General features: G+C 62.8%; 29 protein-coding genes. 19 read left to right on the forward strand and 10 right to left on the reverse strand.

Annotated features, from left to right (window positions below; genetic code table 11):
* Positions 1-88 precede the first annotated feature (88 nt).
* From C484_RS03240 to C484_RS03255, 4 genes are all read left to right on the forward strand, one after another.
* Positions 89-979, forward strand: coding sequence for a succinylglutamate desuccinylase/aspartoacylase family protein (locus tag C484_RS03240; RefSeq protein ID WP_049914993.1), 891 nt, complete (start codon positions 89-91; stop codon positions 977-979).
* Complete coding sequence (locus tag C484_RS03245) at positions 976-1,374, forward strand: hypothetical protein (protein ID WP_006824538.1); 399 nt, start codon at positions 976-978, stop codon at positions 1,372-1,374. The genes C484_RS03240 and C484_RS03245 overlap by 4 nt, the downstream gene beginning before the upstream one ends.
* A 108-nt stretch (positions 1,375-1,482) precedes the next feature.
* On the forward strand, positions 1,483-1,704 hold the full coding sequence (locus C484_RS03250) for a hypothetical protein (protein ID WP_006824539.1): 222 nt from the start codon (positions 1,483-1,485) through the stop codon (positions 1,702-1,704).
* A 247-nt stretch (positions 1,705-1,951) separates the two neighbouring features.
* Positions 1,952-2,404: an RNA-binding protein gene (locus C484_RS03255; protein WP_006824540.1), complete on the forward strand. Its 453-nt coding sequence runs from the start codon at positions 1,952-1,954 to the stop codon at positions 2,402-2,404.
* 14 nt (positions 2,405-2,418) lie between these two features.
* Here C484_RS03255 and C484_RS03260 read toward each other — a convergent pair whose 3' ends face one another.
* Positions 2,419-2,805, reverse strand: a complete 387-nt coding sequence (locus tag C484_RS03260; RefSeq protein WP_006824541.1) for a MaoC/PaaZ C-terminal domain-containing protein — start codon at positions 2,803-2,805, stop codon at positions 2,419-2,421.
* 167 nt (positions 2,806-2,972) lie between these two features.
* On the opposite strand from C484_RS03260, the gene C484_RS03265 reads away from it, so the two are divergent.
* Both C484_RS03265 and C484_RS03270 read left to right on the forward strand, forming a co-directional pair.
* A complete protein-coding gene (locus tag C484_RS03265; protein WP_006824542.1) occupies positions 2,973-3,803 on the forward strand; it encodes a hypothetical protein in 831 nt (276 codons plus the stop codon).
* 189 nt (positions 3,804-3,992) lie between these two features.
* The gene (locus C484_RS03270; protein ID WP_006824543.1) at positions 3,993-4,622 is read left to right on the forward strand and encodes a helix-turn-helix domain-containing protein; all 630 of its coding nucleotides are present in this window, start codon (positions 3,993-3,995) and stop codon (positions 4,620-4,622) included.
* A gap of 315 nt (positions 4,623-4,937) precedes the next feature.
* On the opposite strand, the gene C484_RS03275 is transcribed toward C484_RS03270, so the two are convergent.
* Positions 4,938-5,207, reverse strand: coding sequence for a hypothetical protein (locus tag C484_RS03275; RefSeq protein WP_006824544.1), 270 nt, complete (start codon positions 5,205-5,207; stop codon positions 4,938-4,940).
* Between the two features lie 599 nt (positions 5,208-5,806).
* On the opposite strand from C484_RS03275, the gene C484_RS03280 reads away from it, so the two are divergent.
* Together C484_RS03280 and dnaK are read left to right on the forward strand one after the other, a co-directional pair.
* Complete coding sequence (locus C484_RS03280) at positions 5,807-6,385, forward strand: LURP-one-related/scramblase family protein (RefSeq protein ID WP_006824545.1); 579 nt, start codon at positions 5,807-5,809, stop codon at positions 6,383-6,385.
* 377 nt (positions 6,386-6,762) lie between these two features.
* A complete protein-coding gene (gene dnaK / locus C484_RS03285) occupies positions 6,763-8,715 on the forward strand; it encodes a molecular chaperone DnaK (RefSeq protein WP_006824546.1) in 1,953 nt (650 codons plus the stop codon).
* 266 nt (positions 8,716-8,981) lie between these two features.
* On the opposite strand, the gene C484_RS03290 is transcribed toward dnaK, so the two are convergent.
* On the reverse strand, positions 8,982-9,767 hold the full coding sequence (locus C484_RS03290) for an SDR family NAD(P)-dependent oxidoreductase (RefSeq protein ID WP_006824547.1): 786 nt from the start codon (positions 9,765-9,767) through the stop codon (positions 8,982-8,984).
* A 225-nt stretch (positions 9,768-9,992) separates the two neighbouring features.
* Here C484_RS03290 and dnaJ point away from each other — a divergent pair, with 225 nt between their 5' ends.
* The 5 genes from dnaJ to C484_RS03315 all read left to right on the forward strand — a co-directional run bounded on the left by dnaJ (position 9,993) and on the right by C484_RS03315 (position 13,598).
* Positions 9,993-11,165: a molecular chaperone DnaJ gene (gene dnaJ / locus C484_RS03295; RefSeq protein WP_006824549.1), complete on the forward strand. Its 1,173-nt coding sequence runs from the start codon at positions 9,993-9,995 to the stop codon at positions 11,163-11,165.
* Positions 11,166-11,235: 70 nt separating this feature from the next.
* Positions 11,236-12,000: a hypothetical protein gene (locus tag C484_RS03300; protein ID WP_006824550.1), complete on the forward strand. Its 765-nt coding sequence runs from the start codon at positions 11,236-11,238 to the stop codon at positions 11,998-12,000.
* Positions 12,001-12,075: 75 nt separating this feature from the next.
* Entirely contained in the window at positions 12,076-12,645 is a 570-nt protein-coding gene (locus C484_RS03305) for an NAD(P)/FAD-dependent oxidoreductase (protein WP_006824551.1), read from the forward strand.
* A gap of 75 nt (positions 12,646-12,720) precedes the next feature.
* Entirely contained in the window at positions 12,721-13,230 is a 510-nt protein-coding gene (locus tag C484_RS03310) for a YciE/YciF ferroxidase family protein (RefSeq protein WP_006824552.1), read from the forward strand.
* Between the two features lie 86 nt (positions 13,231-13,316).
* The gene (locus C484_RS03315; protein ID WP_049915010.1) at positions 13,317-13,598 is read left to right on the forward strand and encodes a ubiquitin-like small modifier protein 1; all 282 of its coding nucleotides are present in this window, start codon (positions 13,317-13,319) and stop codon (positions 13,596-13,598) included.
* Positions 13,599-13,627: 29 nt separating this feature from the next.
* Here the strand turns inward: C484_RS03315 and C484_RS03320 are convergent, their stop codons facing one another.
* Positions 13,628-15,310 carry an aldehyde ferredoxin oxidoreductase C-terminal domain-containing protein gene (locus C484_RS03320; RefSeq protein ID WP_006824554.1) on the reverse strand — a complete coding sequence of 561 codons (1,683 nt, stop codon included), beginning with the start codon at positions 15,308-15,310 and terminating at the stop codon, positions 13,628-13,630.
* A gap of 169 nt (positions 15,311-15,479) precedes the next feature.
* A complete protein-coding gene (locus tag C484_RS22805) occupies positions 15,480-15,827 on the reverse strand; it encodes a hypothetical protein (protein WP_152422651.1) in 348 nt (115 codons plus the stop codon).
* Between the two features lie 400 nt (positions 15,828-16,227).
* Here C484_RS22805 and C484_RS03325 point away from each other — a divergent pair, with 400 nt between their 5' ends.
* On the forward strand, positions 16,228-17,166 hold the full coding sequence (locus C484_RS03325) for a hypothetical protein (protein ID WP_006824556.1): 939 nt from the start codon (positions 16,228-16,230) through the stop codon (positions 17,164-17,166).
* 36 nt (positions 17,167-17,202) lie between these two features.
* Here the strand turns inward: C484_RS03325 and C484_RS03330 are convergent, their stop codons facing one another.
* The 4 genes from C484_RS03330 to C484_RS03345 all read right to left on the reverse strand — a co-directional run bounded on the left by C484_RS03330 (position 17,203) and on the right by C484_RS03345 (position 20,779).
* Positions 17,203-17,514: an AzlD family protein gene (locus tag C484_RS03330; protein ID WP_006824557.1), complete on the reverse strand. Its 312-nt coding sequence runs from the start codon at positions 17,512-17,514 to the stop codon at positions 17,203-17,205.
* The gene (locus tag C484_RS03335) at positions 17,504-18,238 is read right to left on the reverse strand and encodes an AzlC family ABC transporter permease (RefSeq protein ID WP_006824558.1); all 735 of its coding nucleotides are present in this window, start codon (positions 18,236-18,238) and stop codon (positions 17,504-17,506) included. The genes C484_RS03330 and C484_RS03335 overlap by 11 nt, the downstream gene beginning before the upstream one ends.
* A 116-nt stretch (positions 18,239-18,354) precedes the next feature.
* Positions 18,355-18,705: a DUF7347 domain-containing protein gene (locus C484_RS03340; RefSeq protein WP_006824559.1), complete on the reverse strand. Its 351-nt coding sequence runs from the start codon at positions 18,703-18,705 to the stop codon at positions 18,355-18,357.
* 76 nt (positions 18,706-18,781) lie between these two features.
* The gene (locus tag C484_RS03345; protein WP_049915011.1) at positions 18,782-20,779 is read right to left on the reverse strand and encodes a S9 family peptidase; all 1,998 of its coding nucleotides are present in this window, start codon (positions 20,777-20,779) and stop codon (positions 18,782-18,784) included.
* A 114-nt stretch (positions 20,780-20,893) separates the two neighbouring features.
* Here C484_RS03345 and C484_RS03350 point away from each other — a divergent pair, with 114 nt between their 5' ends.
* Entirely contained in the window at positions 20,894-21,541 is a 648-nt protein-coding gene (locus C484_RS03350) for a GNAT family N-acetyltransferase (RefSeq protein WP_006824561.1), read from the forward strand.
* Here C484_RS03350 and C484_RS03355 read toward each other — a convergent pair whose 3' ends face one another.
* Positions 21,542-21,766 (reverse strand): hypothetical protein, encoded by a 225-nt coding sequence (locus C484_RS03355; protein ID WP_006666396.1) that lies wholly within the window; start codon positions 21,764-21,766, stop codon positions 21,542-21,544.
* Between the two features lie 218 nt (positions 21,767-21,984).
* Here C484_RS03355 and C484_RS03360 point away from each other — a divergent pair, with 218 nt between their 5' ends.
* The 4 genes from C484_RS03360 to C484_RS03375 all read left to right on the forward strand — a co-directional run bounded on the left by C484_RS03360 (position 21,985) and on the right by C484_RS03375 (position 26,876).
* Positions 21,985-22,266, forward strand: a complete 282-nt coding sequence (locus C484_RS03360; protein WP_006824562.1) for a hypothetical protein — start codon at positions 21,985-21,987, stop codon at positions 22,264-22,266.
* Complete coding sequence (locus C484_RS03365) at positions 22,253-22,432, forward strand: hypothetical protein (protein WP_049914994.1); 180 nt, start codon at positions 22,253-22,255, stop codon at positions 22,430-22,432. Before C484_RS03360 ends, C484_RS03365 begins: the two co-directional genes overlap by 14 nt.
* Complete coding sequence (locus C484_RS03370; RefSeq protein WP_006824563.1) at positions 22,432-24,114, forward strand: acyl-CoA mutase large subunit family protein; 1,683 nt, start codon at positions 22,432-22,434, stop codon at positions 24,112-24,114. Before C484_RS03365 ends, C484_RS03370 begins: the two co-directional genes overlap by 1 nt.
* 170 nt (positions 24,115-24,284) lie before the next feature.
* Positions 24,285-26,876: a PQQ-dependent sugar dehydrogenase gene (locus tag C484_RS03375; RefSeq protein ID WP_006824564.1), complete on the forward strand. Its 2,592-nt coding sequence runs from the start codon at positions 24,285-24,287 to the stop codon at positions 26,874-26,876.
* The last annotated feature ends 119 nt before the right edge of the window (positions 26,877-26,995 follow it).

Raw genomic sequence — 26,995 nt, forward strand, 5'->3', positions numbered from 1 at the left:
CCGACTAGTTGGCTCCTTTTGATTGTGGGTTTGACACTGAGATCGCCAATGAGAAGGGGCTTTAGGTAGTATCTATTTCGTCCATACGATGAGGCGTCGGCGCGCTCTGGCCGCCGTCACTGCACTCGCAGGCACAGCGACTGCTGGGCTCGCGAGTTCACAGACGGGAAACGATCGCCTACTCTCCGTGGCGCGCACTCCCGGAGAGGGGGGCGAGGCCAGCACGAGCACGGAACGGCTGCTCCCCGGGACGGTTCACGAAACACCGCTGTATGCGATCGAGAGCCACCGAGACGGGCCGACAGCGATGGTGTTCGGCGGTATCCACGGGGATGAGCGAAGCGGCATTCGAGTCGCCCATGAGGTCGCTGACTGGCACCCCGACGCGGGAACGATCGTCGTCGTCCCCGAAACCAACCGCGTCGCCGTCGAAAACGACACTCGAAGGGGAACCAGTGGCGATCTCAATCGCCAGTTTCCCGGCGACGAGTCGCCGACGACATCACTCGCAGCCGGCATCTGGGATGCCGTCGAACGGTACGACCCGGATGTCGTCCTCGACTTGCACCGCTCGCTGGGTATCTATGGCCTCCATCGAGAGTACGTTGGCCAGGTCGTCTTTCACTCGGCCGCCGCCCGTGGCAAGTCACTCGTCGATGCGCTCAACGACGACGCCGTCCCGTGGTACCTGCCGTTCCACCGGTTTACCGCCCAGGAAAGCACCGCCGGCGGTCCGTTACTCTTCCAGAAGGCCGCCCACGAACTCGACGCCGCCACCTACCTCTTTGAAACCACCGAGTTCCTCCTCGACCAGGAAACCAGAACCCAGCAAGCACGGCTCGTTACAGCACACGTCCTCGCATTACACGGCTTACTCGAGTTCGAGCAGGCTCCAGCGAACTCGACCCCGTCGAACACGCAAGCGAAGACGGCCACGGACTCGACTGAGACGAGTTCGGAAACGAGGGCCGACTCATGACCGCTTCGCCCGACCCGAACGCAGAGCCCGTCCCACACCCACAGGAGAGGGAGCTGCGTACAAGCCCCCTCTTGCTCGTCCGACGAGCCCTTACCAGTCCCGTCACGATCGCGACCTACATCCTGCTCGTCGTCCCGTTCGCCCTCGGCTGGCTCAAGACTGAACTCTTCTCACCGCTTGCGCTGCCGGGCTACGTGCTCTACAGCGTCGGCACTGCAATCGGTAACGCCCTCGCTCCCCGATTCGAGTTCTGGGTGTACTGGATTCCGTTCCTCGGAAGCTGTTACGGCCTCGCAGTCAGTGTCGGAGCCGGATGCGAGTGGCTGCGTGTTCGGTCGGCCAGGTCCGAGACGGAGGGGACGGAGTCAGCGGACGAACAACGCCGCCGGCTGTGAGGACGCTTTCGCGGCGGCCGCCTCGAGATCGCCACCAGATCACTGGCACGACCGAGCTATCGTGACGCGAATCAGTCCCTTTTTACGCGGTGGCGGGGAACTGCGACTATGAGCTTCGAGGAAGACGACAGGGTCGTCCTGAACGACAAGCACAGCGAGTTCGACGGTGACACCGGCACCATCACCCAGACGATGGAGTCGATGTTCGGCGACGTAACCTACACCGTGAGCTTCGAGGACGGCCAGGAGACGGGGATTCCGGAGGACGATCTGGAGGCGGCTGCTGAGGAGGACGCAGACGACGACACAGACGCAGACACCGACAACTAACGCGATACACGGGCAGCATCTGCCTCTCGACGCTCGGCACACGACTGCCTCTCTTGTCGGGTGTAGCCGCTGGCCGTGTGAATACCTCCTTCACGCGCTGTCCCGTTTTGTCACCGACACCGAACCGACGCTGACGGCGATACCGAGACTGCCACTGCGATCGGCACCGACATCGAGATCGAGCTCGACTCTGAGGCCCACACTCACACCGAGACCGACGCCGACACCCGCACCCACACCGACACCGATGCCACAGATCCCGCTTCACTACGTCGACATCCGAACGTTCTGCTACGCCACCGAAGACGAAAAGCGCGTCGAGCAAGCCCTGCGTACCTTCCTCCCCGAGGAGTTCGAAATCGACCGCGCCGAAACCGAGGGCCACTACGGCGACCGCATTCTCGTCCTCTCGGCCCGCGTCGAAAACGCCGACGACGTTCGCCACGTCCTCTCGCAACTCACCGAACTCGAGTCGTTCGACACCCTGCTCGACGAACTCGACGACCGCGTGACCGAAAACACCGAACTCTTCGTGCGCCTGGACAAACAGGCCGCCTTCGAAGGAACCGTCCGCGTCGGCGACGGCATCATGTTCCGGGCGAAGGTCGAAGCCTACCCGGCGAAGAAAGAACAGGCTCTGGAGAACGCACGAGACGTTCTCGAACGACTGCGCAACGAGTCGTCGGAGACCGAGGAATAACGTCCTGTTCGGTGTCAGGCGTCCTTCCAAATAAGCCCCTCAATCGTCGCCCGCAACACGGTCTCACCGCCCTCGTTCTCGCAGTCGACGGCTGACGTGAACTCGTAGCGGTCGTCTCGCTCTCCCACCGTGTCGTACGTCGACCGACACGTGATATGTTCCCCGGTGTAGACCGGCCGGATGAACTCGATCTCCATCGTCCGCGCCAGCACCTCGTTGTCGCCGCCCAACTTCGTCGGCATGGTCGCCGTCAACAACCCCTGGACCATCACCCGACCGTCCTCATTCGCATCGATGTGACGGGGCTGCGCGTCCCCGGAGAGTTCGGCAAACTGCTTGACATCAGCTACCGTGAACGTCCGCTCGAACGTTCGCGTCTCCCCTTCGACTGGTGGGTTCATGCAACCGGACAGTACCGGTTGTGTCGTCGTAACGATAGCGGTCGCTGAACTCGTCGGTCCGCGGCAGTCGTAACGCACTCGTCGGTCGAGTCGTCGGATCGCAACCGCCACTGAGGAACCCAACATGTTGGTGAAGCAGCTAAGCGATCGACGCCCGTCGATTCCGTATGAACGGGAGCGACGACGTGTCTGTTACCACCGGATACGGATCGTCCGTACACAGACTGACAGCGCTACCGCGGGACCTCCGCGGTAGGAATCCGATCCTGTTCTGGACTGCCACCGGGAACGCCGTCCTGGGTCTGTGTTTTCTCGTCGGGCTCGCGGTAGATCCCAGCATCGTCAACGGGGAGTCCGCGTGGCTCAAACCCACGAAGTTTGCCGTCTCGATCTGCCTGTTTACCGCGACCCTCGCCTGGCTTACACCGCACCTGACGGTTTCGCGGCGATTCCGTCGATCGAGTTCATGGGCCATCGCGGGTGCGCTGGGCATCGAAATCGTCGCAATCGCCGGCCAGGCCGCTCGTGGCACCCGGTCGCATTTCAACTACGCGACGACGGTTGACACGGCCATCTACGTGACGATGGGCGCGGTGATCGTCGCGATGACGTTGCTGGTCGCGTGGCTGTTCGTTCGCGCGACGCGAAACGGGTTCGACGTTCATCCGGCGTTCGCGCTGGGGATTACACTCGGCGGCGGGCTGTTCGTCGTCGGCGTATTCGAGGGGCAAGTGATGGGCGTGTTGAATACGAACTCCGTCGGTAGCGGCTACACGTTGCCGGCGGTCGGCTGGACGCTCGTCGGGGACTTTCGGGTGGCACACTTCGCTGGCCTCCACGCGTTGCAGGTGCTTCCGCTAGCAGGCTACGTGTCGGCACGCGCCGAACAACAGGGCCGGATCACCGCACCCCGAAAGGTGGTCTGGCTCGTCGGCAGCCTATATGCGGGCCTCCTGCTCGTGGCGTTCGTGCTCGCGCTCGTACCGCTGGTTGCATGACGGGGTGGCTACCCGATGACTTCGAGGGCCGTCGAACGTGCGGAGGACCGGAAACGGAACCGCAACCGGACACTGATATCGATCGGGCGATACCGATCAGTCACGGCACCGTCCCGGGACGCTCCGCGCACCGCGGGAACAATATCACACGATGACGCAAGACAGACCGGCTCACGGTGGCGACCGTGGATGATTAGCGCGACGTTTCGGATTCGGCTCTCGGAAACCCTCTGGGTAGCCCAACTCTCCAGCGCGTTCCCGCAGGCGACGTTCAGGCTCCTCTCGGGATACCGGACCGAAGAGCGGGCGCTGGAACTCGGCGAAACGATCACCGACCGACCGGCGGCCGTCGTCACGGCGATGGCCGAACATCCCTCGATAGAGATCTCCGAACTGCTGGAATCAGACGCGCGACGCGCGCTCGTCAAATACGAGACGACCGACACCGCCCTGTACGAGTTCGTCGAGCGGTCGTCGCTCACGATCGAGTTCCCGATCACCGTCCAAGACGGCTGGTACGAGTTCGATCTCACGGGGACGCGTCAGGAACTGGACCGCGTGCAGAGGATACTCGAGGGCGGACCCTACGAGTACGAACTCCTCTCGTTGATTCAGTCGCCGGACGCGGACCGCTTGTTGACGACGCGCCAGCGAGAGGTGATCGAAACGGCGATTCGGATGGGGTATTTCGATATTCCGCGGACGTGCACCCTCGCGGCAGTGGCGGATGAACTCGGGATCGACAAGTCGACGGCGAGTACGATTTTGCGGCGGGGTGAGGCGCGGATTATCAAGTCCTTCATCAGCGGTCCAGACTGACGGGACCGGTTGAGGGGGCGCTACAGCACACCGCTCGGCGGGTATTCAGCGGGAGCGTAGCGCCCGTCGATTATCGGGATTCGCCGCGACAGTTTCAGTACCAAGTGCTGGCGGCGGTGAATTTGACTCCGGAGTTCACCCGAGCGTCGCGTTTGCGGGCCGAGTTGTGGCGGTGGTGATGGTGGTTGTGGTGGGTGTCGGTGTGGGTTCGATGACTGCGGTGGTGAGAGTGATGGTGGTCTCGCACACCGGCCGACAACTCGGCTGGCCGCCGCGACCCGAGTGTAGGTAAACTCGGTTGGCGGTGGCCGTGGCTTACTCGCCGTCGGAATTCGAATCGGACCGGTTGGGGTCCGGCGGGGCGACGCGACAGCCGCAGGGGCCGGCGGCGGCTTCGCCGGGGCCGATCATGGTTCGCTGTGCGATCGGCGTCCCACAGCGGGGACAGCGGGGGAGGCTGACGGTCTCCGGCTCGCCCGTCGTCTCGGTGCCGTTGCTAGCCGTGTCGGGTGCAGTGCCGTTGTCACCCACGTCGCTCGCGGTGCCGTCGCTAGCCGCATCGCTCGCGTCCGCGTCGTCGGTCATACCGACCGGCACCCCGATTTGCCCGCCCGGTTGACAGAACGCGTTGCTACTGGTCGACTCCGTCGATGCGTCAATCGTGCGGGATGTTTATATCCCGTGAGAATGTACGCAAACATGGCTGCAAGCTAACCGCTTGGAAGCCACGTCTCGGATGGTGGCTCATCCGGGACATTTTCATGTCCGTTGTGGCTTCCGTCCTAATTGTTGATTGGTAGTGACTTATATCTACCGCTGGGCGGCGGGAAGGAGCGTTCGTCCGCGAGAGAACTCGTGTCGCTCTGGGCCGAAAATCGCCGTTCGTACTAACGGCAGAGGACGCAGGGACGGTGTAGCCGTCTCGTGACCGGGTCCACGGACCGAAGCCGACAGCGAAATCAGTGAACTTCGCGCTTGTCGGGTGCATCGCCGCGCCGGTCGAATCGGTCGCCTGGTTGAAGGCGATCCGATACGTGCGAGTCACTATTGCTCGAAACAGCCGGACGGAATGCGAGTTCAGCAATAGTAGCTACCAGAGGCTGTCGAGGGAGGCGGGACGTGGACGTGAAAACGGAGTTGCAACTGGTGGATTTAAGTCAGTATTAGAGAATGCTTGAAAACCAATGACGCTGCCGAAGGACTACGATATCGCTGGGATCGACCTTGTGGACGATTCCTATACTGTCGAACAGAGCCTCGTCCGGAACAAATACAAAGCCGTTGATGCCGCCGGTAACACCGTTCTCAAAGGCAAACAGAAGATGTTCAAAATGAAAGAGGAGTTCCCCTTCACGGACGGTGACGGAAACGATGTCTTCACCGTGAAGGCTGGCGGTATCATCGACGTTGCCGGTGACTACCTTCTCACGGATGCACAGACGGGTGAGGACCTGGTCGTCCTGGATAACGACTTCTCCATTTTTCAGGACACCTGGACGATCCGCGACGGCGATACCGACTCCAAACTCGCTGAAATCAATTCCCGCGGCGCACTGGTCACGCTGGCCCGCGGCCTCCCCTTCGGTGCACTCATTCCGCACAAGTACGAAATCACCGATGCCAACGGCGATCACGTCGGCTCTATCCACGGTCAGTTCTCATTTCGAGATCGATACGAAATCACGCTCGATGACGTTAGTACCGTTCCGAAAGAGCCGATCATGGCCGCTGCGATGGTTATCGACGCGATCCAGGGCAACTAGCTGTCGTACCGTTTCGGTTGCGGCCGCGTTCCTTCTCTCTCGTGAGAACGTACCCAATCGTGGCTGCAAACCCCATCAGCTTGGAAGCTACGTCTCGGCTGTCTCAACAGCCGGGACACTGTACGCTGGTTTAGCGGCTTCCGTTCTACTTATTGGACGGTAGCAACTCAGATCTACCGCTGAATAACTAGACGGACGACAATTCCACGTCTCACCGATTGATAACACAATATCGGCCACCAGGCTTATCCGCTTCCATTCGTACTCGTCTGCGAAATCGCCCGACTGAACAGTGACAACGGCGTGTCCAGAATTTTATTCGGCTCACGAGTCTGGCTAGTAACGCTTAAAACAAAGTGCGCACAATACCCTCCACAATGGCGAGCAACAAGATTCTCGGAATCGACCTCGGTACGACGAACAGCGCGTTCGCCGTCATGGAAGGCGGCGATCCGGAGATCATCGTCAACGCCGAAGGCGAACGGACGACCCCCTCCGTCGTCGCGTTCACCGACGACGACGAGCGGCTCGTTGGCAAACCCGCGAAGAACCAGGCGATCCAGAACCCCGAAAAGACGATCGCCTCGATCAAGCGCCACATCGGCGACGACGATTACACCGTCGATATCGAGGGCGAAGAGTACACTCCCGAGGAGATTTCGGCCATGATCCTCCAGAAGATCAAACGCGACGCCGAAGAGTACCTCGGCGACGACGTCGAGAAGGCCGTCATCACCGTCCCCGCGTACTTCTCCGACCGCCAGCGCCAGGCGACCAAGGACGCCGGCGAAATCGCCGGCTTCGACGTCGAGCGCATCATCAACGAGCCCACCGCCGCCTCGATGGCCTACGGGCTCGAAGACGACGCCGACCAGACCGTTCTCGTCTACGACCTCGGTGGCGGGACCTTCGACGTTTCCATTCTCGACCTCGGCGGCGGCGTCTACGAAGTCGTCGCAACGAACGGGGACAACGACCTCGGCGGCGACGACTGGGACGAAGCCATCATCGACTACCTCGCCGACGAGTTCGAGGGCGACCACGGCATCGACCTCCGCGAGGACCGCCAGGCCCTCCAGCGGCTCAAGGACGCCGCCGAGGAAGCCAAGATCGAACTCAGCAGTCGGAAAGAGACGGAGATCAACCTGCCCTTTATCACGGCCACCGACGACGGCCCGATCCACCTCGAAGAATCGCTCACGCGCGCGAAGTTCGAATCCCTGACCCAGGACCTCATCGAGCGCACCGTCGAGCCGACCGAGCAGGCGCTCGAAGACGCCGGCTACGAGAAAGACGACATCGACGAAGTCCTCCTCGTCGGCGGCTCCACGCGGATGCCCCAGGTCGCCGAGAAGGTCGAAGAACTCGCCGGCCAGGAACCGCAGAAGAACGTCAACCCCGACGAAGCCGTCGCGCTCGGCGCGGCCATCCAGGGCGGCGTCCTCGGCGGCGAGGTCGACGACATCGTCCTGCTGGACGTGACGCCGCTCTCGCTGGGTATCGAAGTCAAGGGTGGTCTCTTCGAACGCCTCATCGAGAAGAACACGACCATCCCGACCGAGGAGTCGAAGATCTTCACCACCGCCGCGGACAACCAGACCACGGTCCAGGTCCGGGTCTTCCAGGGCGAACGCGAACTCGCGGAGAAGAACGAACTGCTCGGCGAGTTCCACCTGACCGGTATCCCACCGGCACCCGCGGGAACGCCGCAGATCGAGGTCACCTTCAGTATCGACGAAAACGGTATCGTCAACGTCTCTGCCGAGGACAAGGGCAGCGGCGAAACCGAGGAGATCACCATCGAGGGCGGCGCTGGCCTCTCCGACGCCGAAATCGACGAGATGCAGCAGGAAGCCGAAAAGCACGCCGAAGAAGACGAGAAGAAGCGCCAGCGCATCGAGGCGCGGAACACGGCCGAAGCGACGATTCAGCGCGCCGAAACCCTCCTCGAAGAGAACGAGGAGGCGGTCGACGACGGCCTGCGCGGCGACATCGAGGCGGCTATCGAAGAACTCGAGGCGACGATCGACGACGACGAGGCGACGGCCGAGGACATCGAGGCCGCAACCGAAGAACTGAGCACCGAACTGCAGGAGATTGGCAAGCAGATGTATCAGGAAGCCGGCGCAGGTGGAGCCGGTGGCGCTGGCGGCGCTGGCGGTGCCGGCGCAGCGGGCGGTGCTGGTGCAGCTGGTGCCGGCGGCATGGGTGGCATGGGCGGCGGCCCCAACCCAGGCCCGAGTGGCACTGCCGGCGGTGACGACGAAGAGTTCGTCGACGCCGACTTCGAGGACGTTGACTTCGAAGTCGAGGACGAAGACGACGAGTAACGGTCTCTAACTGCGATTGCGAGCGGTTTTCTTCGTTTTACTCTAGCGGCGCGATTGAATCCAACGCGGCTGTCACGGGAGCCGAAATGAACTCTGCTGTTCCCGATCCGCCGACAGCGCCGGCGTTGACAGTGACGTGAACTCGGGATCGGGAGTAACGGACCTTTTTCTCCCTATTTCACCCACTTCCTGCCGCGTTCTCCCGCTTTTGATCGGTAAACGCGCCGCTCGATTCCCGGGATTCGGCGGGGCGGAAGCGGCGGTTTTCAGTTGTCTTTGCAACCCCAGCCGAATGCCGTCCAGCCGCCATCAGCGGTGAGCACTTCGCCGGTCACGAACGTCTCGTCGGAGGCGAGGAACTCAACGCAGTTTGCGACCTCGTCCGGCGTCCCGAACCGGTCGAGCGGCGTCCGATCCCTGATATCCTGTTGGTCGAATCCGGTATCGTCCTGGGCTTGTTCGACCATCTCGGTCATGATATATCCCGGTGCGAGAGCGTTCACGTGGATATCGTGTTCCGCCCATTCGACGGCGAGACACCGGGTGAGGTTGTTCACACCGCCTTTCGTCGTATTGTAGGGCGTTCGATCCTGTTGTCCCATCTGGCCCATCATGCTCGAAATATTGACGATGTGGCCGCCGTCTCCCTGGTCGATCATTTGGGTGCCCGCTGCCTGTGCACAGAAGAAGACGCCCGTGAGATTCACGTCGACGACCCGCTGCCAATCCGCGGCCGACATCTCCTCTGCAGGACCGCGGATGTTGATCCCCGCGTTGTTTACCAGCACGTCGAGACGACCGAACCGGTCGACGGTTTCGTCGATCAGATTTTCGACGGACGACTTCTCGCTCACGTCGACTTCGACCGCGTGAGCCGTGCCGTCGTAGTCGTTCTCCTCGAACTCGTCGACAACCTGTTTACAATCCGCAAGCGACCGCGAGCAGATAACGACGTTATCGCCGGTTTCCGCGAACCGTTCTGCAATTCGCTGTCCGAGTCCTCTCGTCGAACCCGTTACGATCACCGTTCGTGTCTCCGATTGGGGAGCCATACTATCGCTGATGGCCCGACCTATCCACTTACGTATTGTGTCTTGTGATCGTGACTATCCAGACAGGAAAGAGTCAGCGGCGGATCGTCTCCCAGCACGGAGTGTCCCGAGTTCAGCCGCCAGGTGTCCGATCGGGTGACGAGTGTACTGGAGACAAGCCACGGGCGATCGTTTTCGGGGAACGGTCGTTTCAAGTGGCTCAACCGAGTATCGGTGGAACAACGAATGAGCGAGGACTTCTACGACGTACTCGGTGTGAGTCCAGACGCGGACACCGAGGAGATCAAACAGGCGTACCGGAAGAAGGCCACGGAGTACCATCCGGACGTCAGCGACGACCCGGACGCCGAGGAGAAGTTCAAGAAAATCCAGAAGGCAAAGCAGGTCCTGACCGACGAGGAAAAGCGCCAGGCCTACGATCGCATGGGCCACGACCGCTACGAACAGGCCGAGAAACACGGCTTCGATGCCAGCGAGGGCGGCATGGGTGGCGGTATGGGCGGCGGCCCGTTCGGCGGCATGGGCGGTGGCGGCATGGGTGGCGGCGGTCTCGGCGACATCTTCGAGCAGGTCTTCGGGGGCGGCGGCCGCGGCGGCGGTCGGGGTCGCCGTCGGCCCCAGAAGGGCCGCGATCTGCGCACCGAACTCGATATCGAACTCGAGGAGGCCTTCGAGGGCATCGAGAAGCAGTTCTCCGTCGAGCGCCCCGAGGAGTGCGATGACTGCGGCGGGGAGGGCCATCCGCCGGACGCCGAGTCCCGGACTTGCCCGGAATGTCAGGGTCGCGGGCAGGTGACGCAGGTTCAGCAGACGCCGCTCGGCCGCGTCCAGCAGACGACGACCTGCCCGCAGTGTGAGGGCGAGGGGACCCTCTACTCGGAGAGCTGTGACGCCTGTCGCGGCGAGGGCTACGTCCGCAACGAGGCGACGCTCACTGTCGAGGTGCCGGCGGGCATTCAGGAGGGCCAGACGCTCCGGATGGAGGGCGAAGGTGCACCCAGTCCTGACGGCGGCCCACACGGCGACCTGCTGATCGACGTTGCGATCCGCGAGCACGACGAGTTCGAGCGCGACGGGGACGACCTGCGCTACCGGCTGCCGATTTCGTTCCCGCAGGCGACCTTCGGCGACACGATCGAGGTGCCGACGCTCGACGGGGCCGTCGAGTTCGACGTGCCGCGGGGGACCCAGAGCGGGGAGACGTTCCGGATACAGGGCAAGGGGATGCCGCGACTGCGGCGGCGCGGGCAGGGCGATCTCTACGTGAAGGTGCAAGTCGTCACGCCGGACTCGCTCAACGAGGAGCAACGCGAGGCCCTGGAGGCGTTTGCCGAGGCGGGCGGCGACGAAATCGAGGTCAACGAAGGCTTCTTCGAGCGGATCAAGCGCGCGTTCTGAGCGACGACTCGGCGCTCGCTCGGCCGCTCGTTTCGGCGCGCTTTTTTCATCGCGGGACCCAGTGCCGGGTATGACCGAGCGTGTCGCGACAGTCGACGAGTTGTTCGGCAGGGACCGCCGCGGTGACCGAACGGTCCTCGTCGACGGAACGGGCCGCGAGTTCGACGCACACTGGCTGTGTACGACGACCTGGAAGGCCGGCAACTTCCTGCGACACGCGGGCGTTCACGAGGGGACGACCGTCGGCGTCGTCGGCAGCGGCCCGCTCGCCCTACTCGCGTGTTTCGGGACGACGCTGCTCGGCGGCAAGACGCACTTCGAACCGCCGGCCGACCTCGGCGACGCGGACGACCTGCAGGCGCTGGTCGCACCCGTCGACGATATAGAGGCAGGACGCTACGACCTGCCGCGGGGAACCGGCAAACTCGGATACGGCGACGAGCCGACCACACCGGGTGTCAGGCACTTCGATGCCGGCCTTTGGAGCGAGAATCCGTCGTTTCCGCCGCAGATGCTCGATCCAGACACGGCGCTACTGACCGACGGCGAGCAGACGGTGAGCCACGCGAGTGCACTCGAGACTGCGCGGGCGGTCATCGACGAGTTCGAACTCGAGGCCGGCAAGCGCGTCGTCGTCCGCGAGTCGCTCGCCGACCCGCGAGTCGCGGTCGCGGGCGTTCTCGCACCGCTGCTCGCGAAGGCCGTGGTCGTCCTTCCGGCAGACGGGGACCCGCCCGAATTGGCCCCTGCGGACGAGCGTGGGGCGATCGCCGTCTCACGGACGACACGACCGGAACGCATACAAGTCGATCCGGCTACGATATCGCTCTTGTAACGCGTCACACCGCGGCGCGAACGCATAATAATTCGGACAAAATCATTTAACTGCACGTTCGTCTATACGTGACGTATGGCAGATGTTGCTATCGTCGGCGGGGGTCCCGCCGGCCTAAGCGCCGCCCTTTTCACTGCAAAGAACGGTCTCGAGACGGTCGTTTTCGACATTGACGAGACCTGGATGCACAAGGCCCACCTGTTCAACTACCTCGGCGTCCGCAGTCTCAGCGGGGACGAGTTCCTCGAAATCGCCCGCGGACAGGTCGAGGACCGCGGCGGTTCGATCAACGGCGATGAACCGGTCGTCGGCATCGAACGGACGGACGAGAGCTTCCACATCGAAACCGAGGCCGACGAGTACGAGGCGACCTACGTCGTGCTCGCGACCGGAGCCGACCGATCGCTCGCGGAAGAACTCGATCTCGCGTTCGACGACGAGGACACGGTCGACGTGGATCTCGACATGGAAACGAGCGTCGACGACCTGTACGCGACGGGTGCGATGGTACGCGCCGAAGAGTGGCAAGCCGTGATCGCGGCCGGCGACGGTGGCTCGGCGGCGCTCGACATCCTCAGCAAGGAAAAAGGAGAACACTTCCACGACTTCGATACGCCCGCCGACGTGCCGTCGCTCAGCGAGTGAGCGGCCGCTACCGCCACTCCACGGCCTGCACGTTCGGGCCCCGCGACTAATTCCCTGCTCGGTGGACGAACGCACATGGAGTTCACCGACTTCGAGGACGTGTTCGTCCACAAACTCGCCCAGCAGTACTACATCGAACAGGAACTCGTCGGCACGCTCGACGAGATGGCGATCAACACGACCAACGACCGGCTGAGCGACGGGTTCGCCGATCACCGCGACGAAACCCGAACCCAGGTCGGGCGGATCGAAGACGTGTTCGTGGCCCTCGATCGGCCCGCAGAGGCCAGAGACGCACCCGTCCTCGACGCGCTCGAGGAGGAGCGAACCGAACTCGAACAGGCCATCACGGACGACGACCTGCTGAATATGGTCTACCTGAACGCGGGGATGATGACCGAACGCATCGAGATGAGCGCCTACGAAGGGTTGTCGATGATGGCGGATCGACTCGAGTACGACAGGGCGGTCACCGCCCCGCTCGAATCGAACTACGACGAGGAGAAATCGGCCTACCGCGAACTCGACACGATGGCGACGGCCTCGGAACTGAAATCGCTGTGGGATCGGCTGACCCCGTCGTAACCGATCGGATCGAACCGCCGTTTCTCGCCGCAGGCCCCTGCCGGTCGACCCGTCGACTACAAGAGACCGCGCGCCAAACTCCCCGTGTGCAACTCGAGTGCGTCTTCTTCGGCCCGTTCCGCGACGCCGTCGGCACGAAAACCGTCCACTACGAGACGACCGCCGAAACCGTCGGCGACCTCCTTCGCGAACTCGAAGCCGACGTTCCAGAACTCGACGGTGAACTCGTCGCCGCCGACGACTCGGAACTCGCGGGCGATACCGTCGTGACGCTCGACAAGCGAAATGTCATGCATATCGACGGACTGGCGACGCGAGTTCAAGAGGGCGACGTGATCCGACTCGTGCCGTCCGTGTACGGCGGTTGACCGGCAAGCGTCGAGCGGCACGTGGCGAGTCAGTCCGCCGATGGAACGGCCGAACCGGCCGCAACTACGGCTCGGTCCGCAACCGTTCCGTCGTGATTCCAGCCACGAGCGTCGTAATACTCCGTGAGTGCGTTCTCGAAATCCGGAATCTCGTATGGAAGTCGATCGTCGTCGCGGTCGAGACCGCGCCGGTTGTTGAAGTGCCGTTCGCGTTCGACCGTTCGCGCGCCGATGTCGAGAAGCGTCGCGTAGTCGGCGTCGAACAACGCTTCGAGCCGGTCCTCGGTGACGTAGTCGCCCCCGAACGCGCAGATAATTCCCGTATCGCGGAACACGTTGTGATTCTCCAAGGTGACGAGCGTCTCGGCCTTGCCGAGCGTCCCCTCGGGATCGAGTTCACCGCTGTACTCGAGGCCCAGCATGCCGGCGTACATGTGATCCGCGCCGCGGTTGGCGACGGCGTAGGAGAGCCCCTGACCGTGCAGGACGCGCCCGTCGTGGGCGGCGAACTCCATGCCCTTCACGGTGTAATCGTCGACGCCGAGGTCGTCGTGACAGCGGGCGACCCCCTCCGCGAGCAGATCGCCGATGCCCTCCCGGTGGGCGATCCGTTCCGTGATCTCCCGCGCGAGTTCCGCGTTGCCGAACTCATCCTCGCCGGCGAGGTAGGCCGCGACGGTGACGCCCGCGGAGATGGTGTCCATCCCGAGGGTATCACACAGGTCGTTTGCCTGCATCACGTCGACGATGTCGCCCACGCCCTGCAGCGAACCGAACGAATACACGGTCTCGAACTCCGGGCCTTCCGTCTCGACGCCCCGGTCCTCGTCCCGCGTCGGGAGTTTGCAGGCGTAGGCGCAGGCCGAGCACGCGCCCTTCTTGTCCTTCTTTTCCTCGACCGCGTCGCCGCCAATACGGTCTGCGTTCTCGAACTCGTAGTCCTCGAAGTACCGCGTGGGCAGGGAGAAGTTGTCGTTGATGAACTCCGTGCTGCCGGTCGTCCCCTGGCGGCGCATCAGGTCGTCCGATTGGGCGGCCTCGCGGTGGACATCTGTCGTCGGGGAGTTCGGGATGTCAACCTCGACGGTGGCCTTCGCGTCACCCTCGAAGGTGACACACTTGACGTTCTTCGAACCCAGGACGGCACCGAGTCCGCCGCGACCGAAGGCCCGCGAGTCGAAGGTCATCACCGACGCGAAGCGAACGAGGTTCTCGCCCGCGGGGCCGATCGCGATGCAGTGCTCGGGACCGAGACCGTGGTGCTCGTTCATGTAGTCCGAGGTCTCGGGCACCGTCGCGCCCGCGAGTTCAGGTACTGGCTCGAACTCGACGCCCGAATCGGTGACGTGGACGGCGAGCAGCTCGTCGCTCTTCCCGGTGAGTTCGAGGACGCTGATGGCCGTGTCGACGAAGTTCCGCGAGAGGTAGCCACCGGCGTTGGTCGAGACGAGGCCGTCGGTCAGCGGCGAGAGGCCGGTCATGTTCATGCGGCCGGTAAAGGACATCCGGGACTGCTGGAGCGGACCGGTCGAGAGGTAAGCGCGGTTTTCGGGGCCAAACGGGTCCGCATCGAACGGAATGCGTTCGTGGGCGAGGGCGGTCGCCGTCGCCCGCCCGCCGACGGTGTCGGCGAGCAGGTCCTCGATGGACGTCTCGGTGGCCGTTCGCTCGCCGACATCGACGGTGAGCAGCGGGCCGTTCGCGTGGAGCATGGCGAACAATTATCGGTGTACAACCTTAGCTGTAAGCCACCGAATTGGTTCGAGTATCTACCCTGACAGGTTATGGCTGCTACCGGAACGCCAGGATACCGGGAACCCAGCCGCGAATATGTAATAATCCTCCTGTTTGTTGCTTTAAATATGACTGTGCCACAACACATCAAATGGTGTCACAACTGTCTGATACAAAAATCTCAGTGCGATCCGCTTCTCGAATATCAATATGAACCTGACCACAATCAGTATCAATACTGTTCGAAAAGTCAAATTCCTCGAGTGAGGATCCAGAAATACCGTATTCGATTCTATACGCCCCCGGTTCTGAAGGGAGATCCTCTTCTATGACAAAAGAAGGAACAGTAACAGCATCGTCAGAATTTGGCTCTATTCGCATAGATTCGTCATAGACTGTGGATTCACTCTCGAAGATTTGTATCTCAAAGGATACCGCTGAAGATGAGAAGTTTCCAATAGCAACCCTAGCGAGTCTTGCCTCTCGGTTATTCATCACGCATCCCGAAGTAATAGGTATCAGACACAGACTAGCGAGTGCTGTTCGTCGCTTCATCTACTGTACAATCATATGTTTGGATATAAATTATTTACTCGTGTCAAGAGTGGTCAGTGCGACGCTCGGCTATAGTAGCCACTGACAGTCAATGTACACTCAATCGCACGACAGCTTTGTGGTCGGTGTGTGAACAGTTTCAGTGGTTACTATAACCGATTTCGCTACTGTTCGGACAAAGATATCATCAGTCGATATAAAAATCGAATGTCTACAGCGACCATACGATCCAGCGTTCACCCTCTCACGTTTGTCTCCTATCGAGTGCACGAGCGACACAACACACCCCGGCGCAGCTGCCTGCCCCCGCTTTTTGGTCCCCGCGAGTGGAGGTCGCGATATGAACGACGAGCGCTGGACCGCCCTCAGAACTCAGTGTGAAACGCTCGACCCCGGCACTGAACTCGAGACACCGGTCTCGGACCGTCGGTTCAGCGTCGTCCGAACCGCCGGTGATCGGATCGCCGTCCGCTTCGAGGACAGCGGCGAGGAACGCCCGCTCTGGCGCGACCAGCTCGACGTGTTCATCGACCAACTTGCAAACACCCAGGTCGCCGTCGCCGACCTCCAGCCGAGCGTCGAACCCTACGCCGTCATCGTCACGCTCGCCCCCGAGTTCACCGTCGCGGACGACGCGATCGTCTCCGATCCCGAGGACGCCGTCGCCGGCGAGAGCCCGTTTCTGGTCTCCGCGGTCGAGGCGCGAACCCAGCCCGAACGCGTGCACGACGACGCGCTGTTGCTCGCCGCGGTGCTCGATGAACTCGACGATATCGACGACGCGGCCGATCCCTCGTCGCTCGAGACGGACCCACTGACAGACCTGTACGTCCTCTCCTCGGACGTGCAACGAGGCACGGATCGGCTCCGCGGATCGGCGCGGGACGCATTGCTCGACAGACTGGGGCCGGATCAGGAGCTTCACGGCCGGTACGGGACCGTTCGCCGAACAGTTCGCGAGCGCCGGCGGCCGCTGGACGAGGAGACGGTGTTCGATGCCCTCGACGAGTACGAGATCCCGCGCGAGTGGATCCTCGGGATCGATCCGGAGAAACTCGACGTGGTCCTCTCGGTGACCGATCTCACCGCCGAGGAGGTCTACGAGACTCGCGAGAGCGTCTATGTGCAGAAAACGAACGTCGACGAGGACGAAAAGTACTCGCGGCTCCAGGGGCTCATCGATCAGGTCGCCGCACTCGAGGGCGAGGAAGGCGAGTCCATTCGCGAGGAGTTAGACGAGATCGAAACGCGACTCGAGGCCGCGCTCGCGAGCGACTGAGGTGGATCGTAGCGAGCGGCCGGCGGTCGGGGAGGCTCACACGCCGCGGAAGAGAAGGACGGCCGCCACGCCGGAGACGAGTGCGAGAAGCACGTTTTCGGTCCGCCAGGCGACGAGAAGCGCCACCGCGCCAGCACCCCACTCGGGCGGGCCAGCACGGGCCAACTCGGGACCGACGATCGAAACGATGATCGCGCCGGGGAGCACCGCGAGGCCGGCTTCGGCGTACTCCGGTACCTCGATGCGACTAAGCAGCCACAAGCCGCCCGCTTTCGTGATGTAGGTCACGGCGCTCATCCCGAGAATGACCGCGACGACGGATGGCGTGAGGTGCAATTCAGGCAGCAACCCGGACCACCTCCGCGAAACACCCGGCGAGCCCGCCGAGTAGAATGTACCACCGGCCCGGCAGGACGGACGCGGCCCCGATTGCAACGCCGAACGCAGCCACCCAGGGGAGAAGCCGTGATCGTCCATCCCACAACTCGACCGCGATCGCGATGAAAACCGCCGTGAGTGCGAAATCGAGCCCGTATCGGGCGGGGTCGCCGATAGCCGCACCGGAAACCGCACCGACGACCGTCGCGCTGATCCAGAAGATCCAGATCGCCAATCCGCTGCCGAGGAGGAACGCACCCCGCCGACTTCCGGATCTGAACTCTCCCATCGTCAACGCCCAGTTCTCGTCGGCGGTAAAGAACACGCTTCCGTAGGATTGCAGCGGTGACAACCGACTAAACCACGGTTGGAGTGCCGCCCCCATTAAGACGTATCGGAGGTTCACGATGAACGTCGTGGCGACAATGGTGCCGACGGGGATCGGATGCGCCCAGAGTTCGATCGCGATCAGCTGTGCGGCCCCCGCGAGGACAGTCGCACTCATGAACGCGGCCTCCGCGACGGTTACCCCCGCTTGAGCGGCCAACACGCCGAAGGCGATTCCGTATCCGGCGACGCTGAGCGCGATCGGGATACACTCGATAAACCCCTCGCGAACCCCCGTCATCGAGAAGTGCATCGTCCGATCAGCGCGTTCACTTTCAGTTGGCGAGTCGGACGTCTCAGTACTCATCGAACCACATCCACGAACCGTCGGTCCTGTGATACTTGATCGAAGCTGGCATACTCTCGTCCAGCGTCGAAACCCACCTAAAGACTCGGAGAACTCGAGCTCTCCCGGCAGAACGGCTAATCCCGCAGGGCCTGCGCTTCGATGATGTCTCGGATCAGTGTTTCGCCGCGCTGGCTCAGGGAATACGTTCCGTTGTCGCTATAGAGTAACCCGAACCCGTCCAACCGCCGGAGGTGATAGTTAAATTTCCCCTTGTCCTCGATCGATGCCGATTCCCGAAGCGTCGTGTACGAGATCGGCTCCGACCGGTTGTACAACACGGTGAGAATTTCCAGTCGAATCGTGTTTGAGAGGACTGCTAACGCATCGGTGACGGTTTCGAGCTCGTTCGTTTCCAGCGAGCGCTCGGCGATCGGCGGTTCGTGAGCGGCGTGGTTCTCTGAACAGAGCCAGTGCGGAATCGCCATACTCGATCGATCAGGCCCTGTGAGTATAAACCTCATTACGGCTTCCCGAAGGAACACATTGCTTCGTCAGCCGCCGTTACCTCGCTTCGCCGACTCGCCGCTCGAGAAAGTCCGCGAGCAGTTCGAACGTCCGAAGCTGCTGGCGCTGGTCGGTCGAGGCGTGGCCTTCCTCACCGAGTTCGCGATACTCGATGCTGCCGGCGGGGCTGGTCTCGTAACCCAGCGACTCGAGTTCGTCGCGGAACAGTCGGGCCTGCGAGACGGGGACCCGGCTGTCGTTGACGCCGTGGACCATCAGGAGCGGAGCCGCGAGGTTGTCGGCGTGGGTGATCGGCGAGCGCTCCTCGTACAGGTCGGGATTCTCCGCGGGCGTGCCGAGGTACTTCTCCATGAGTTCGGTGCGATAGTGGGGCATCGTCGTCTCGTACTGCTCCTCGAGATCGGTCAGCCCGATCCAGGCGATGGCCGCGTCGTACAGGTCGGGATACTGGACCGCTTGCCAGTACGCCGAGTACCCCCCGTAGGACCCGCCGAAGACGACGACGCGGTCGGGATCGAGCCACTCCCGCGTTTCGAGGACGTGCTCCGCGGCCGTCGCCACGTCGCCCTGTTCGGCCCCGCCCCAGTCGTCGAGCAGGTGCTCGACGAACTCGCGGCCGCGGCCGGTCGAGCCGCGGTAATTGACCTGTAACACCGAAAAGCCCTGTTGGACCAGCACCTGGGTGTAGAGATTAAAGGATTTCTCGTCGCGGGCCCGCGGCCCACCGTGGGGATTGACGACGAGCGGCGACGGTCGCTCCCCGGAGTCGTACAGCAGGGCTCCGATTTCGAGTTCGGTCGTCGGTTCGTGGTCGACTGCCGCGGCGGGTGTCTCGGGGACGCCGTCGGATCGGACCGTGATGTACTCCGCGTCGGCGAACTCGTCGGGAGCGAACGGGCCGTATTCGGCTTCGAGAAGCGTCTCGAACATGTCCGTTTCGAGGTCGTAGGCGAGCAGTTCCGGTCGGCTGGTCGGGCTGGTGTGCTGGAGCAGGAGCCGATTCTCGTCGATGCTCACGCCGCGTCGGCCGGGGTGGCCGACAGTCGTCACGCCCGCGGGCACGTCGAGTTCGCGGCCGTCGCCGCTTGCCACGTCGTAGACGACGGGGACCGTCTGCGCGTCGCGGGTGCGAAGGGCGAGAAATCGGTCGTCGGGGAGAAACGCCACTGCGGACTCCTCGAATTCGCCGTCGCCGTACCAGGTGACTGTGGCGTCGCCGTCGGTATCGATGTCTGTTCCGGCATCGGCACCGACACCGACACCGGCACCGGCACTGGTGTCCTCGAACGTCACAATCCCGGCTCGTCCGAGGTCCGGCGTGTTGTCGATGACGAGCAGGTGAGTCGAGTTCCCGTCCGGGTCTCCGCGTTCGGTTCCGTCCTCGCCGCCGTTACCGTGACCGTCCCCGCCACTGCTCCACGCGACCGGAAACGACTCCGCGCCCACCTCGCCGAGGTCCAGGTTTCGCGGCTCGGAGCCATCGGCGTTTGCGACGTACACGTCAAGATTGTCGAAGTCGTCCGTCTCGTTGGTCGCGTACGCGATTCGGTCGTCACTCGGCGAGAACAACGGATTTCTGGCGGCTCGTTCGTAGTCGGTGAGCTTGCTGAACTCGTCGGCGGGACGGTCGTAGCGGTAGACGTTCATTTGGCCGTCCTTGTTCGTGTTGACCAGGAGCGTCTCGCCGTCAGCACTGACATCTTGCAGCGTCGCCTGGCCGTCGAGTTCAACGACGGACTCGACCGTCCCGTCACGGCTGAGTGCGTAGATATCGTTTTGCTCGTCGCCGCCGTCGTCGCGGTGGAAGAACACGCGGTCACCGTCGGCGTCCCAGCGGAGAAACCAGCGGGCGTTGCGCGGGACGTCGCCGTCTGACCACCGTTCGTATTCGCCGGTTTCGGTGTCGAGGACGTGGAGTTCGTTGCATCCGGTGGTGTCATAGTAGAACGCGACATCGCGGCCGTCCGGGGAGAGGGTCGGGTGGGCGATCGTCGGAAGTGATGCCAGGGCTTCGAGCGGGTCCGTCTCGTCCATGTTCTTCGTGTGCATGTACCGTTCTAGTTGCTTAATTGTTAGCAATCGAACTGGTGATCGAGACGGGGGCAGACCCCACAAACCCTTTTGGCCATCAGTGCCGTACGTCGAATCATGTACGTGCGGGACGCGAAAAACAGGGAAGAGGTCTGGCTGCTCGATCATATCGAGTCGATGGGGCTCGACGACACGGCGTTCCGCTCGCGCGACTACGTTGTCGCCGTGGACGAAGAGTCCGGGGAAAAGGCCGGGTTCGGCCGGATACGAATCCACAAGGATCACAGCGGGACCGATACAGGCGAGAGCGACGACGGTGACGGTAACGAGACTGGGGCGGCCCGAGAGGAGCCTGCCGAAGTCTGCGAACTGACCAGCATCGGCGTGCTCGAGTCCTGGCGCGGGCAGGGCGTCGGCGCTCACGTCATCGAACGACTGATCGAGTACGCCAGCGACGAGGGGTTCGAAACGGTCTACTCGCTGACCGGCGAGAGCGCCTACTTGGCCCAGTTCAGCTTTCGGCGAATCGAAGAGTCGCAACTCCCGGCGGTCCTGCAGGAGCGCCTCTCGGAGAAACGCGACCGAACCGATCCTGATGCCGTCGCACTCGCTATCGATGTCGACCAATTCCGGATGCCGGACCGCCTTCGAGAGGCGTTCAAACGTGCACCAGAAGGCCGGTCGACGGCCTCGGACGACGACTCCGCTGAGGACTTCGGGATCGATCCTGACTCGGCGACCTACAAGTACGATACCGGACGGTAGTCACGGCTGTCGATCGAACCCGTGGCGGAACGCAACCCATGCGATCGCGCTCACGCCGAGAATCGGCGGCAGAATCACGAACCCCCACAGTGGATCGAGTCCCCACCAGATCAGGATGACGAGATAGAAGAGTCCGATCAGGAGAAACGGAAGCACGTACAGCGCCGCTCGACGCCGATTACGCGGTTCATCGGTTGTCGACTGTGGCGGAAGCGACGACCCCATACCGGTGATTCAGTCACGGAAGGCAAAAACGGATGTGGCGATCATATTGAAAGTCACGAATTCAAATAGGGCCGAGAGCGAGGACTCTGAGACGGGCGTAATACGACACCGATCTGAGTGCCACACGGCGGTGGGTGCAGATACTGAAACGGGCACGAAAACGGATATCCGCGCAGAAAGCAATACAAACACAGACGCAGAGATGGACAGGGATACCCATGGATACTGACGATACGACCCGCGTCTGGCTCGTCGAACGCACCTACTCGGACGACGAACTCAACCTCATCATCCTGGTGTACGCCACGACGGACGGACGCCACTACCACCGTCGAGAACGCGCGCTTCCGAGTTTTACGGGACCGGCTCGCGAGACGAAAGCCGGACTCGCAGTGACGGCCGACGAGCTCGGAACGGTCGATGACCACTCAACGCGAGAGCGCTACGCCGCCGAAGCCACACGTGTCGCCGAAGAACACGACCCCGATGACGCTATTTAGGACCGATCTCGTTCGCAACGGCGAGCACTCCGATCCGACTGGCTGTCGAGACGCGCAGTCGAACGAACTCGATCAACGACGGCCGCGCCCGGTCGGCTCGCTATTCGATGGCAAACAAGGCGCGTTCATCAACCTTCAAGCCCTGCCCGGTCGACGGTATTCATAATGTTCGATCCCGACGAACTCGAGGAGATCCGCGCCGGACGGGACGACTGGCAGGAGACGGAGGTCGACCCGATCCTCGACCGATTCGGTGAACGCCAGGAGACGTTCACGACGGATACGGGCGGTCAGGAGGTCGATCGCCTCTATACGCCCGCCGACGTGGCCGACCTCGATTACCAGGACGATCTCGGCTATCCGGGCGAGCCACCCTATACACGCGGCGTCTACTCGACCGGCTATCGTGGCCGACTGTGGACCATGCGCCAGTACGCCGGCTTCTCGACGCCGGCGGACACCAATGAACGCTATCACTACCTGCTCGATCAGGGCCAGACCGGGCTCTCGATGGCCTTCGACCTCCCGACGCAGATGGGCTACGACTCCGACGCGGACATGGCCGCCGGCGAGGTCGGGAAGGCCGGCGTTGCCATCGACTCACTCGCGGACATGGAGACCGTCTTCGACGGCATCCCGCTGGACGAAGTCTCGACCTCGATGACTATCAACGCGCCCGCGTCCGTCCTGCTCGCGATGTACATCGCCGTCGGCGACCAGCAGGGCGTCGACCGCGAGGAGCTTCGGGGCACCATCCAGAACGACCTCCTCAAGGAGTACATCGCCCGCAACACCTACATCTACCCGCCCGAACCCTCGATGCGGATCATCACGGATATCTTCGAGTTCTGCGCCGAGGAAACGCCGAAGTTCAACACCATCTCCATTTCGGGCTACCACATCCGCGAGGCCGGATCGACGGCCGCCCAAGAACTCGCCTTCACCCTGGGGAACGGCATCGAGTACGTCGAGGCGGCGATCGAGGCCGGTCTGGACGTCGACGAGTTCGCGCCGCAGCTCTCTTTCTTCTTCAACGGGCACAACAACATCTTCGAGGAGGTAGCGAAGTTCCGCGCCGCCCGCCGAATGTGGCACGACATCATGGACGAGCGCTTCGACGCGCAGAACCCCAAATCGAAGCAGCTCAAGTTCCACACCCAGACGGCGGGCTCGATGCTGACGGCCCAGCAGATCGAAAACAACGTCGTCCGGGTGGCCTACCAGGCCCTCGCCGCGGTGCTCGGCGGGACCCAGAGTCTGCACACCAACGGCAAGGACGAGGCGCTGGCGCTGCCGACCGAGGAGTCCGTCCGGACCGCGCTACGCACCCAGCAGATCCTCGCCCACGAGTCGGGTGCGGCAGATACCATCGACCCGCTCGCGGGCAGCTACTACGTCGAATCGCTGACCGACGACGTCGAGGAATCGGCCTACGAGATTCTGGACGAAGTCGACAGCCGCGGCGGGATGTTAGATGCCGTTGAACAGCAGTGGGTCCAGCGCCAGATCCAGGACACCGCCTTCGACCGCCAGAAGGAAATCGAGGACAACGAGCGGATCATCGTCGGCGTCAACGAGTTCGAGGTCGACGAAGACCCCGAGATGGACGTCCAGGAGGTCACCGAAGAGGACGAACGACGACAGATCGACAACGTCGAGTCCGTCCGCGAGGATCGGGACGGGGAAACCGTCGACGCGGCGCTCGAATCCCTGCGCGAGGCCGCACGAGACGGAGACAACCTCATGCCGTACATCATCGAGGCGGTGAAGGCGTACGCGACGGTCGGCGAAATCTGTAACGTCCTCCGTGACGAGTTCGGGGAATATCAACCCGGCAGTGCGGTGTAGGCAGAAGCCGCTATTAGGCGGGAGTAATCCCCGTTTAGGTATCGTCGTCTCCCCGCCGCGCTCGAACGTGAGCGCCGCGTTTCGGAGCCAATACGCGATTGACCCGCAAATTCGAAGGAACGGTCGCTGTTGTTTATCCAATCACCAGCCGACGCGGTGGTGAGTGCACAATGAGCAAGCACGAGCACGAACGCGATTCTGAACCGACGGGCGAGGATATCGACGAGTACGAGTACGATTCCGACTATCACCGATCGGACGGCACCGCCTGGTTGCCCACACGACGGCGGATGCTGCAGGCGACCGCCGCCGCAGGCGGTCTCACCGCCGTCAGTTCGCTCGGGCTCGCCCAAGACGGCGAGACGATCGAACTCGGCGGCGAGACGAGCGGCTGGCAGGGCGTCGCTCCCAGCGATATCGAGGGCGAAACGAACCCCACGCTCGAACTCGAGGCGGGAACGACCTACGAACTCACGTGGGAGAATTTGGACGGCCTGGCGCATAACGTCGTCATCGTCGACGGCGACGGCGGTGAACTCGAGCGAACTGAACTCATGAGCGAGGAGGGCGAGACGCAGACACTCGAGTTCGAGGCGACGAGCGAGATGGCGGAGTACTACTGCGAACCCCACGCGGCGACGATGCGCGGGGAGATTTCTGTCGGCGAGGACGGTGGGGCCGACGACGGAACGGAGGAGGAGACGGACGCCGAACCGTTCTTCCAGCCCGGGGCGGAGATCGGCCTGCAGACGATCGGCGAGGGGATGACGGCACCGACGGACTTCGCCGCCGTCGAGGGCGAGGACCGATACTTCGTCGCCGACCAGACGGGTGAACTCTGGGTCATCGACGGCGAGGGAGTGCAGGACGAGCCGTTCATCGACGTGAGCGACCGCCTCGTTGAACTCGGGACGTTCGAGGGGAGTTACGCGGACCCGGATCAGGACTACGACGAGCGGGGACTGCTCGGCGTCGAGTTGCATCCGGAGTTCACCGATAACGGACGATTCTTCCTGCACTACAGCGCGCCGCCGAACGACGAGACGCCCGAGGGCTGGAGCCACGTCGAAGTCGTGGCCGAGTTCCAGGCGAACGACGATCTGACGCAGGGGGAACCGGATTCCGAACGAGTGCTGATGGAGTTCCAGAAGCCCCAGTACAACCACGACGCCGGGCCGATGGCGTTCGGGCCGGACGGTTGCCTGTACGTGCCGATGGGCGACGGCGGCGGGGCGAACGACGATATGGAGGGCCACGTCGAGGACTGGTACGACGAGAACGCCGGCGGGAACGGACAGGACGTGAGTGAGAACCTCCTCGGCGGGATACATCGGATCGACGTCAATAGCGGAGCGATGGAGACCGGTGATACCGGTGCCGATACCGATAGCGAGGAAGGCGTCGGTACCGACGACGAGATGGCCGCCGACACCGAGTCGGACTCCGAGGTCGGCAACGAAACCGATACCGAGACGAGCAACGCCGAAGCTGAGAACGAGACAGAAGCAAAGACCGAGACAGATACGGACACTGACGCAGGAACGGAGACCGAGGAGACGGAAACCGAGACCGAGACTGATACCGATACCGACACCGACCCCGGAACCGGCGACAAACCGTACGGCATTCCGGAGGACAACCCCCTCGTCGACGAGGAAGAGGGCCTCGACGAGTACTACGCGTGGGGCTTCCGAAACCCGTTCGGCATCTCGTTCGACAGCGAGGGGCGACTGTTCGCCTCCGACGCCGGACAGGACCTCTACGAGGAGGCAAACATCGTCGAATCCGGCGGCAACTACGGCTGGAACGTCAAGGAGGGAACACACTGTTTCAGCACGGACACGCCGAGCGATCCGCCGGAGGACTGTCCCGACACGGCCACCGACGAAGCGCCGTACAACGGGCAGGAACTCCAGGACCCGATCGTCGAGTATCCCCACGTCTACGACGGCGAGATGGTCGGGATCACGATCATCGGCGGCCACGTCTACGAGAGCAGCCAGATCGAGGATCTCCAGGGCAAGTACATCTTCGGCGACTGGACCGCCGACCCGTCGCGCCAGGAACCCGCCGGTCGACTGCTCGCGGCGACCGATCCCGACGGCACGACGGGCGGCGACGATGAGACCGGTGATGAGACGACCGACGACGACACGACCGACACCGGCACCGAATCCGCAGACGACACCACGGACACGACGGACACTGCGGACAATACGACCGAATCGGCCGACACGACCGGCAACGAAACCGCCGACAACACCACCGCAGAGAACGGAACCGACGAGATGGCCGACTCCAACGAGACGGCCACTGACGATACTGAGAACGGAACGACTGACGACACCGCTGACAACGGGGCCGCTGACGACGGGACCACCGACAACGGGACCACCGATGACCAGGCAGTTCCGCGCGACGAACTCTGGGAGATGGAAGAACTCCAGGTCTCGGGCACCGACGACGGCTCGTTCCCCTACTTCGTCCGCCAATTCGGCCAGGACTCCGACGGCAACGTCTACGTCCTCGCGAACCGGGAGGGCGTCCCAGAAGGCGACACCGGCGTCGTCATGGAGTTCGTCGCACCCGACGAGGGCGAAGAACTCTCGATGCCGGATACCGAGGACGCGGAGGAACAGGAAACGGACGAAGAAGCGACCGAAGACACGCAGGATGAACCCGTCGAAGAGGGCGAAAACGGCAACGAAACCACCGAGAACGAGTCCACCGAAACCGACGGCAACGAAACGATCGAGGAGTAACGCAAGTCGGAACCGCTAGCCGCTCGCGAATCGAACACCTTCAAAAGAAAGTTTTTGACCGCGCGACAGGTTGTAGGCCGCTCCGCGTTCGAAGTCCCGCTGAACGATTCGCTCCCAGA

Source organism: Natrialba taiwanensis DSM 12281, assembly GCF_000337595.1.
Lineage (GTDB): Archaea > Halobacteriota > Halobacteria > Halobacteriales > Natrialbaceae > Natrialba > Natrialba taiwanensis.

Excerpts from the sequence above, each read along its gene's own strand:
- C484_RS03240 (WP_049914993.1), top strand. The coding sequence starts at position 89 with ATGAGGCGTCGGCGCGCTCTGGCCGCCGTCACTGCACTCGCAGGCACA.
- C484_RS03245 (WP_006824538.1), top strand. The coding sequence starts at position 976 with ATGACCGCTTCGCCCGACCCGAACGCAGAGCCCGTCCCACACCCACAG.
- C484_RS03250 (WP_006824539.1), top strand. The coding sequence starts at position 1,483 with ATGAGCTTCGAGGAAGACGACAGGGTCGTCCTGAACGACAAGCACAGC.
- C484_RS03255 (WP_006824540.1), top strand. The coding sequence starts at position 1,952 with ATGCCACAGATCCCGCTTCACTACGTCGACATCCGAACGTTCTGCTAC.
- C484_RS03260 (WP_006824541.1), bottom strand. The coding sequence starts at position 2,805 with ATGAACCCACCAGTCGAAGGGGAGACGCGAACGTTCGAGCGGACGTTC.
- C484_RS03265 (WP_006824542.1), top strand. The coding sequence starts at position 2,973 with ATGAACGGGAGCGACGACGTGTCTGTTACCACCGGATACGGATCGTCC.
- C484_RS03270 (WP_006824543.1), top strand. The coding sequence starts at position 3,993 with ATGATTAGCGCGACGTTTCGGATTCGGCTCTCGGAAACCCTCTGGGTA.
- C484_RS03275 (WP_006824544.1), bottom strand. The coding sequence starts at position 5,207 with ATGACCGACGACGCGGACGCGAGCGATGCGGCTAGCGACGGCACCGCG.
- C484_RS03280 (WP_006824545.1), top strand. The coding sequence starts at position 5,807 with ATGACGCTGCCGAAGGACTACGATATCGCTGGGATCGACCTTGTGGAC.
- dnaK (WP_006824546.1), top strand. The coding sequence starts at position 6,763 with ATGGCGAGCAACAAGATTCTCGGAATCGACCTCGGTACGACGAACAGC.
- C484_RS03290 (WP_006824547.1), bottom strand. The coding sequence starts at position 9,767 with ATGGCTCCCCAATCGGAGACACGAACGGTGATCGTAACGGGTTCGACG.
- dnaJ (WP_006824549.1), top strand. The coding sequence starts at position 9,993 with ATGAGCGAGGACTTCTACGACGTACTCGGTGTGAGTCCAGACGCGGAC.
- C484_RS03300 (WP_006824550.1), top strand. The coding sequence starts at position 11,236 with ATGACCGAGCGTGTCGCGACAGTCGACGAGTTGTTCGGCAGGGACCGC.
- C484_RS03305 (WP_006824551.1), top strand. The coding sequence starts at position 12,076 with ATGGCAGATGTTGCTATCGTCGGCGGGGGTCCCGCCGGCCTAAGCGCC.
- C484_RS03310 (WP_006824552.1), top strand. The coding sequence starts at position 12,721 with ATGGAGTTCACCGACTTCGAGGACGTGTTCGTCCACAAACTCGCCCAG.
- C484_RS03320 (WP_006824554.1), bottom strand. The coding sequence starts at position 15,310 with ATGCTCCACGCGAACGGCCCGCTGCTCACCGTCGATGTCGGCGAGCGA.
- C484_RS22805 (WP_152422651.1), bottom strand. The coding sequence starts at position 15,827 with ATGAATAACCGAGAGGCAAGACTCGCTAGGGTTGCTATTGGAAACTTC.
- C484_RS03325 (WP_006824556.1), top strand. The coding sequence starts at position 16,228 with ATGAACGACGAGCGCTGGACCGCCCTCAGAACTCAGTGTGAAACGCTC.
- C484_RS03335 (WP_006824558.1), bottom strand. The coding sequence starts at position 18,238 with ATGAGTACTGAGACGTCCGACTCGCCAACTGAAAGTGAACGCGCTGAT.
- C484_RS03340 (WP_006824559.1), bottom strand. The coding sequence starts at position 18,705 with ATGGCGATTCCGCACTGGCTCTGTTCAGAGAACCACGCCGCTCACGAA.
- C484_RS03345 (WP_049915011.1), bottom strand. The coding sequence starts at position 20,779 with ATGGACGAGACGGACCCGCTCGAAGCCCTGGCATCACTTCCGACGATC.
- C484_RS03350 (WP_006824561.1), top strand. The coding sequence starts at position 20,894 with ATGTACGTGCGGGACGCGAAAAACAGGGAAGAGGTCTGGCTGCTCGAT.
- C484_RS03355 (WP_006666396.1), bottom strand. The coding sequence starts at position 21,766 with ATGGGGTCGTCGCTTCCGCCACAGTCGACAACCGATGAACCGCGTAAT.
- C484_RS03360 (WP_006824562.1), top strand. The coding sequence starts at position 21,985 with ATGGATACTGACGATACGACCCGCGTCTGGCTCGTCGAACGCACCTAC.
- C484_RS03365 (WP_049914994.1), top strand. The coding sequence starts at position 22,253 with ATGACGCTATTTAGGACCGATCTCGTTCGCAACGGCGAGCACTCCGAT.
- C484_RS03370 (WP_006824563.1), top strand. The coding sequence starts at position 22,432 with ATGTTCGATCCCGACGAACTCGAGGAGATCCGCGCCGGACGGGACGAC.
- C484_RS03375 (WP_006824564.1), top strand. The coding sequence starts at position 24,285 with ATGAGCAAGCACGAGCACGAACGCGATTCTGAACCGACGGGCGAGGAT.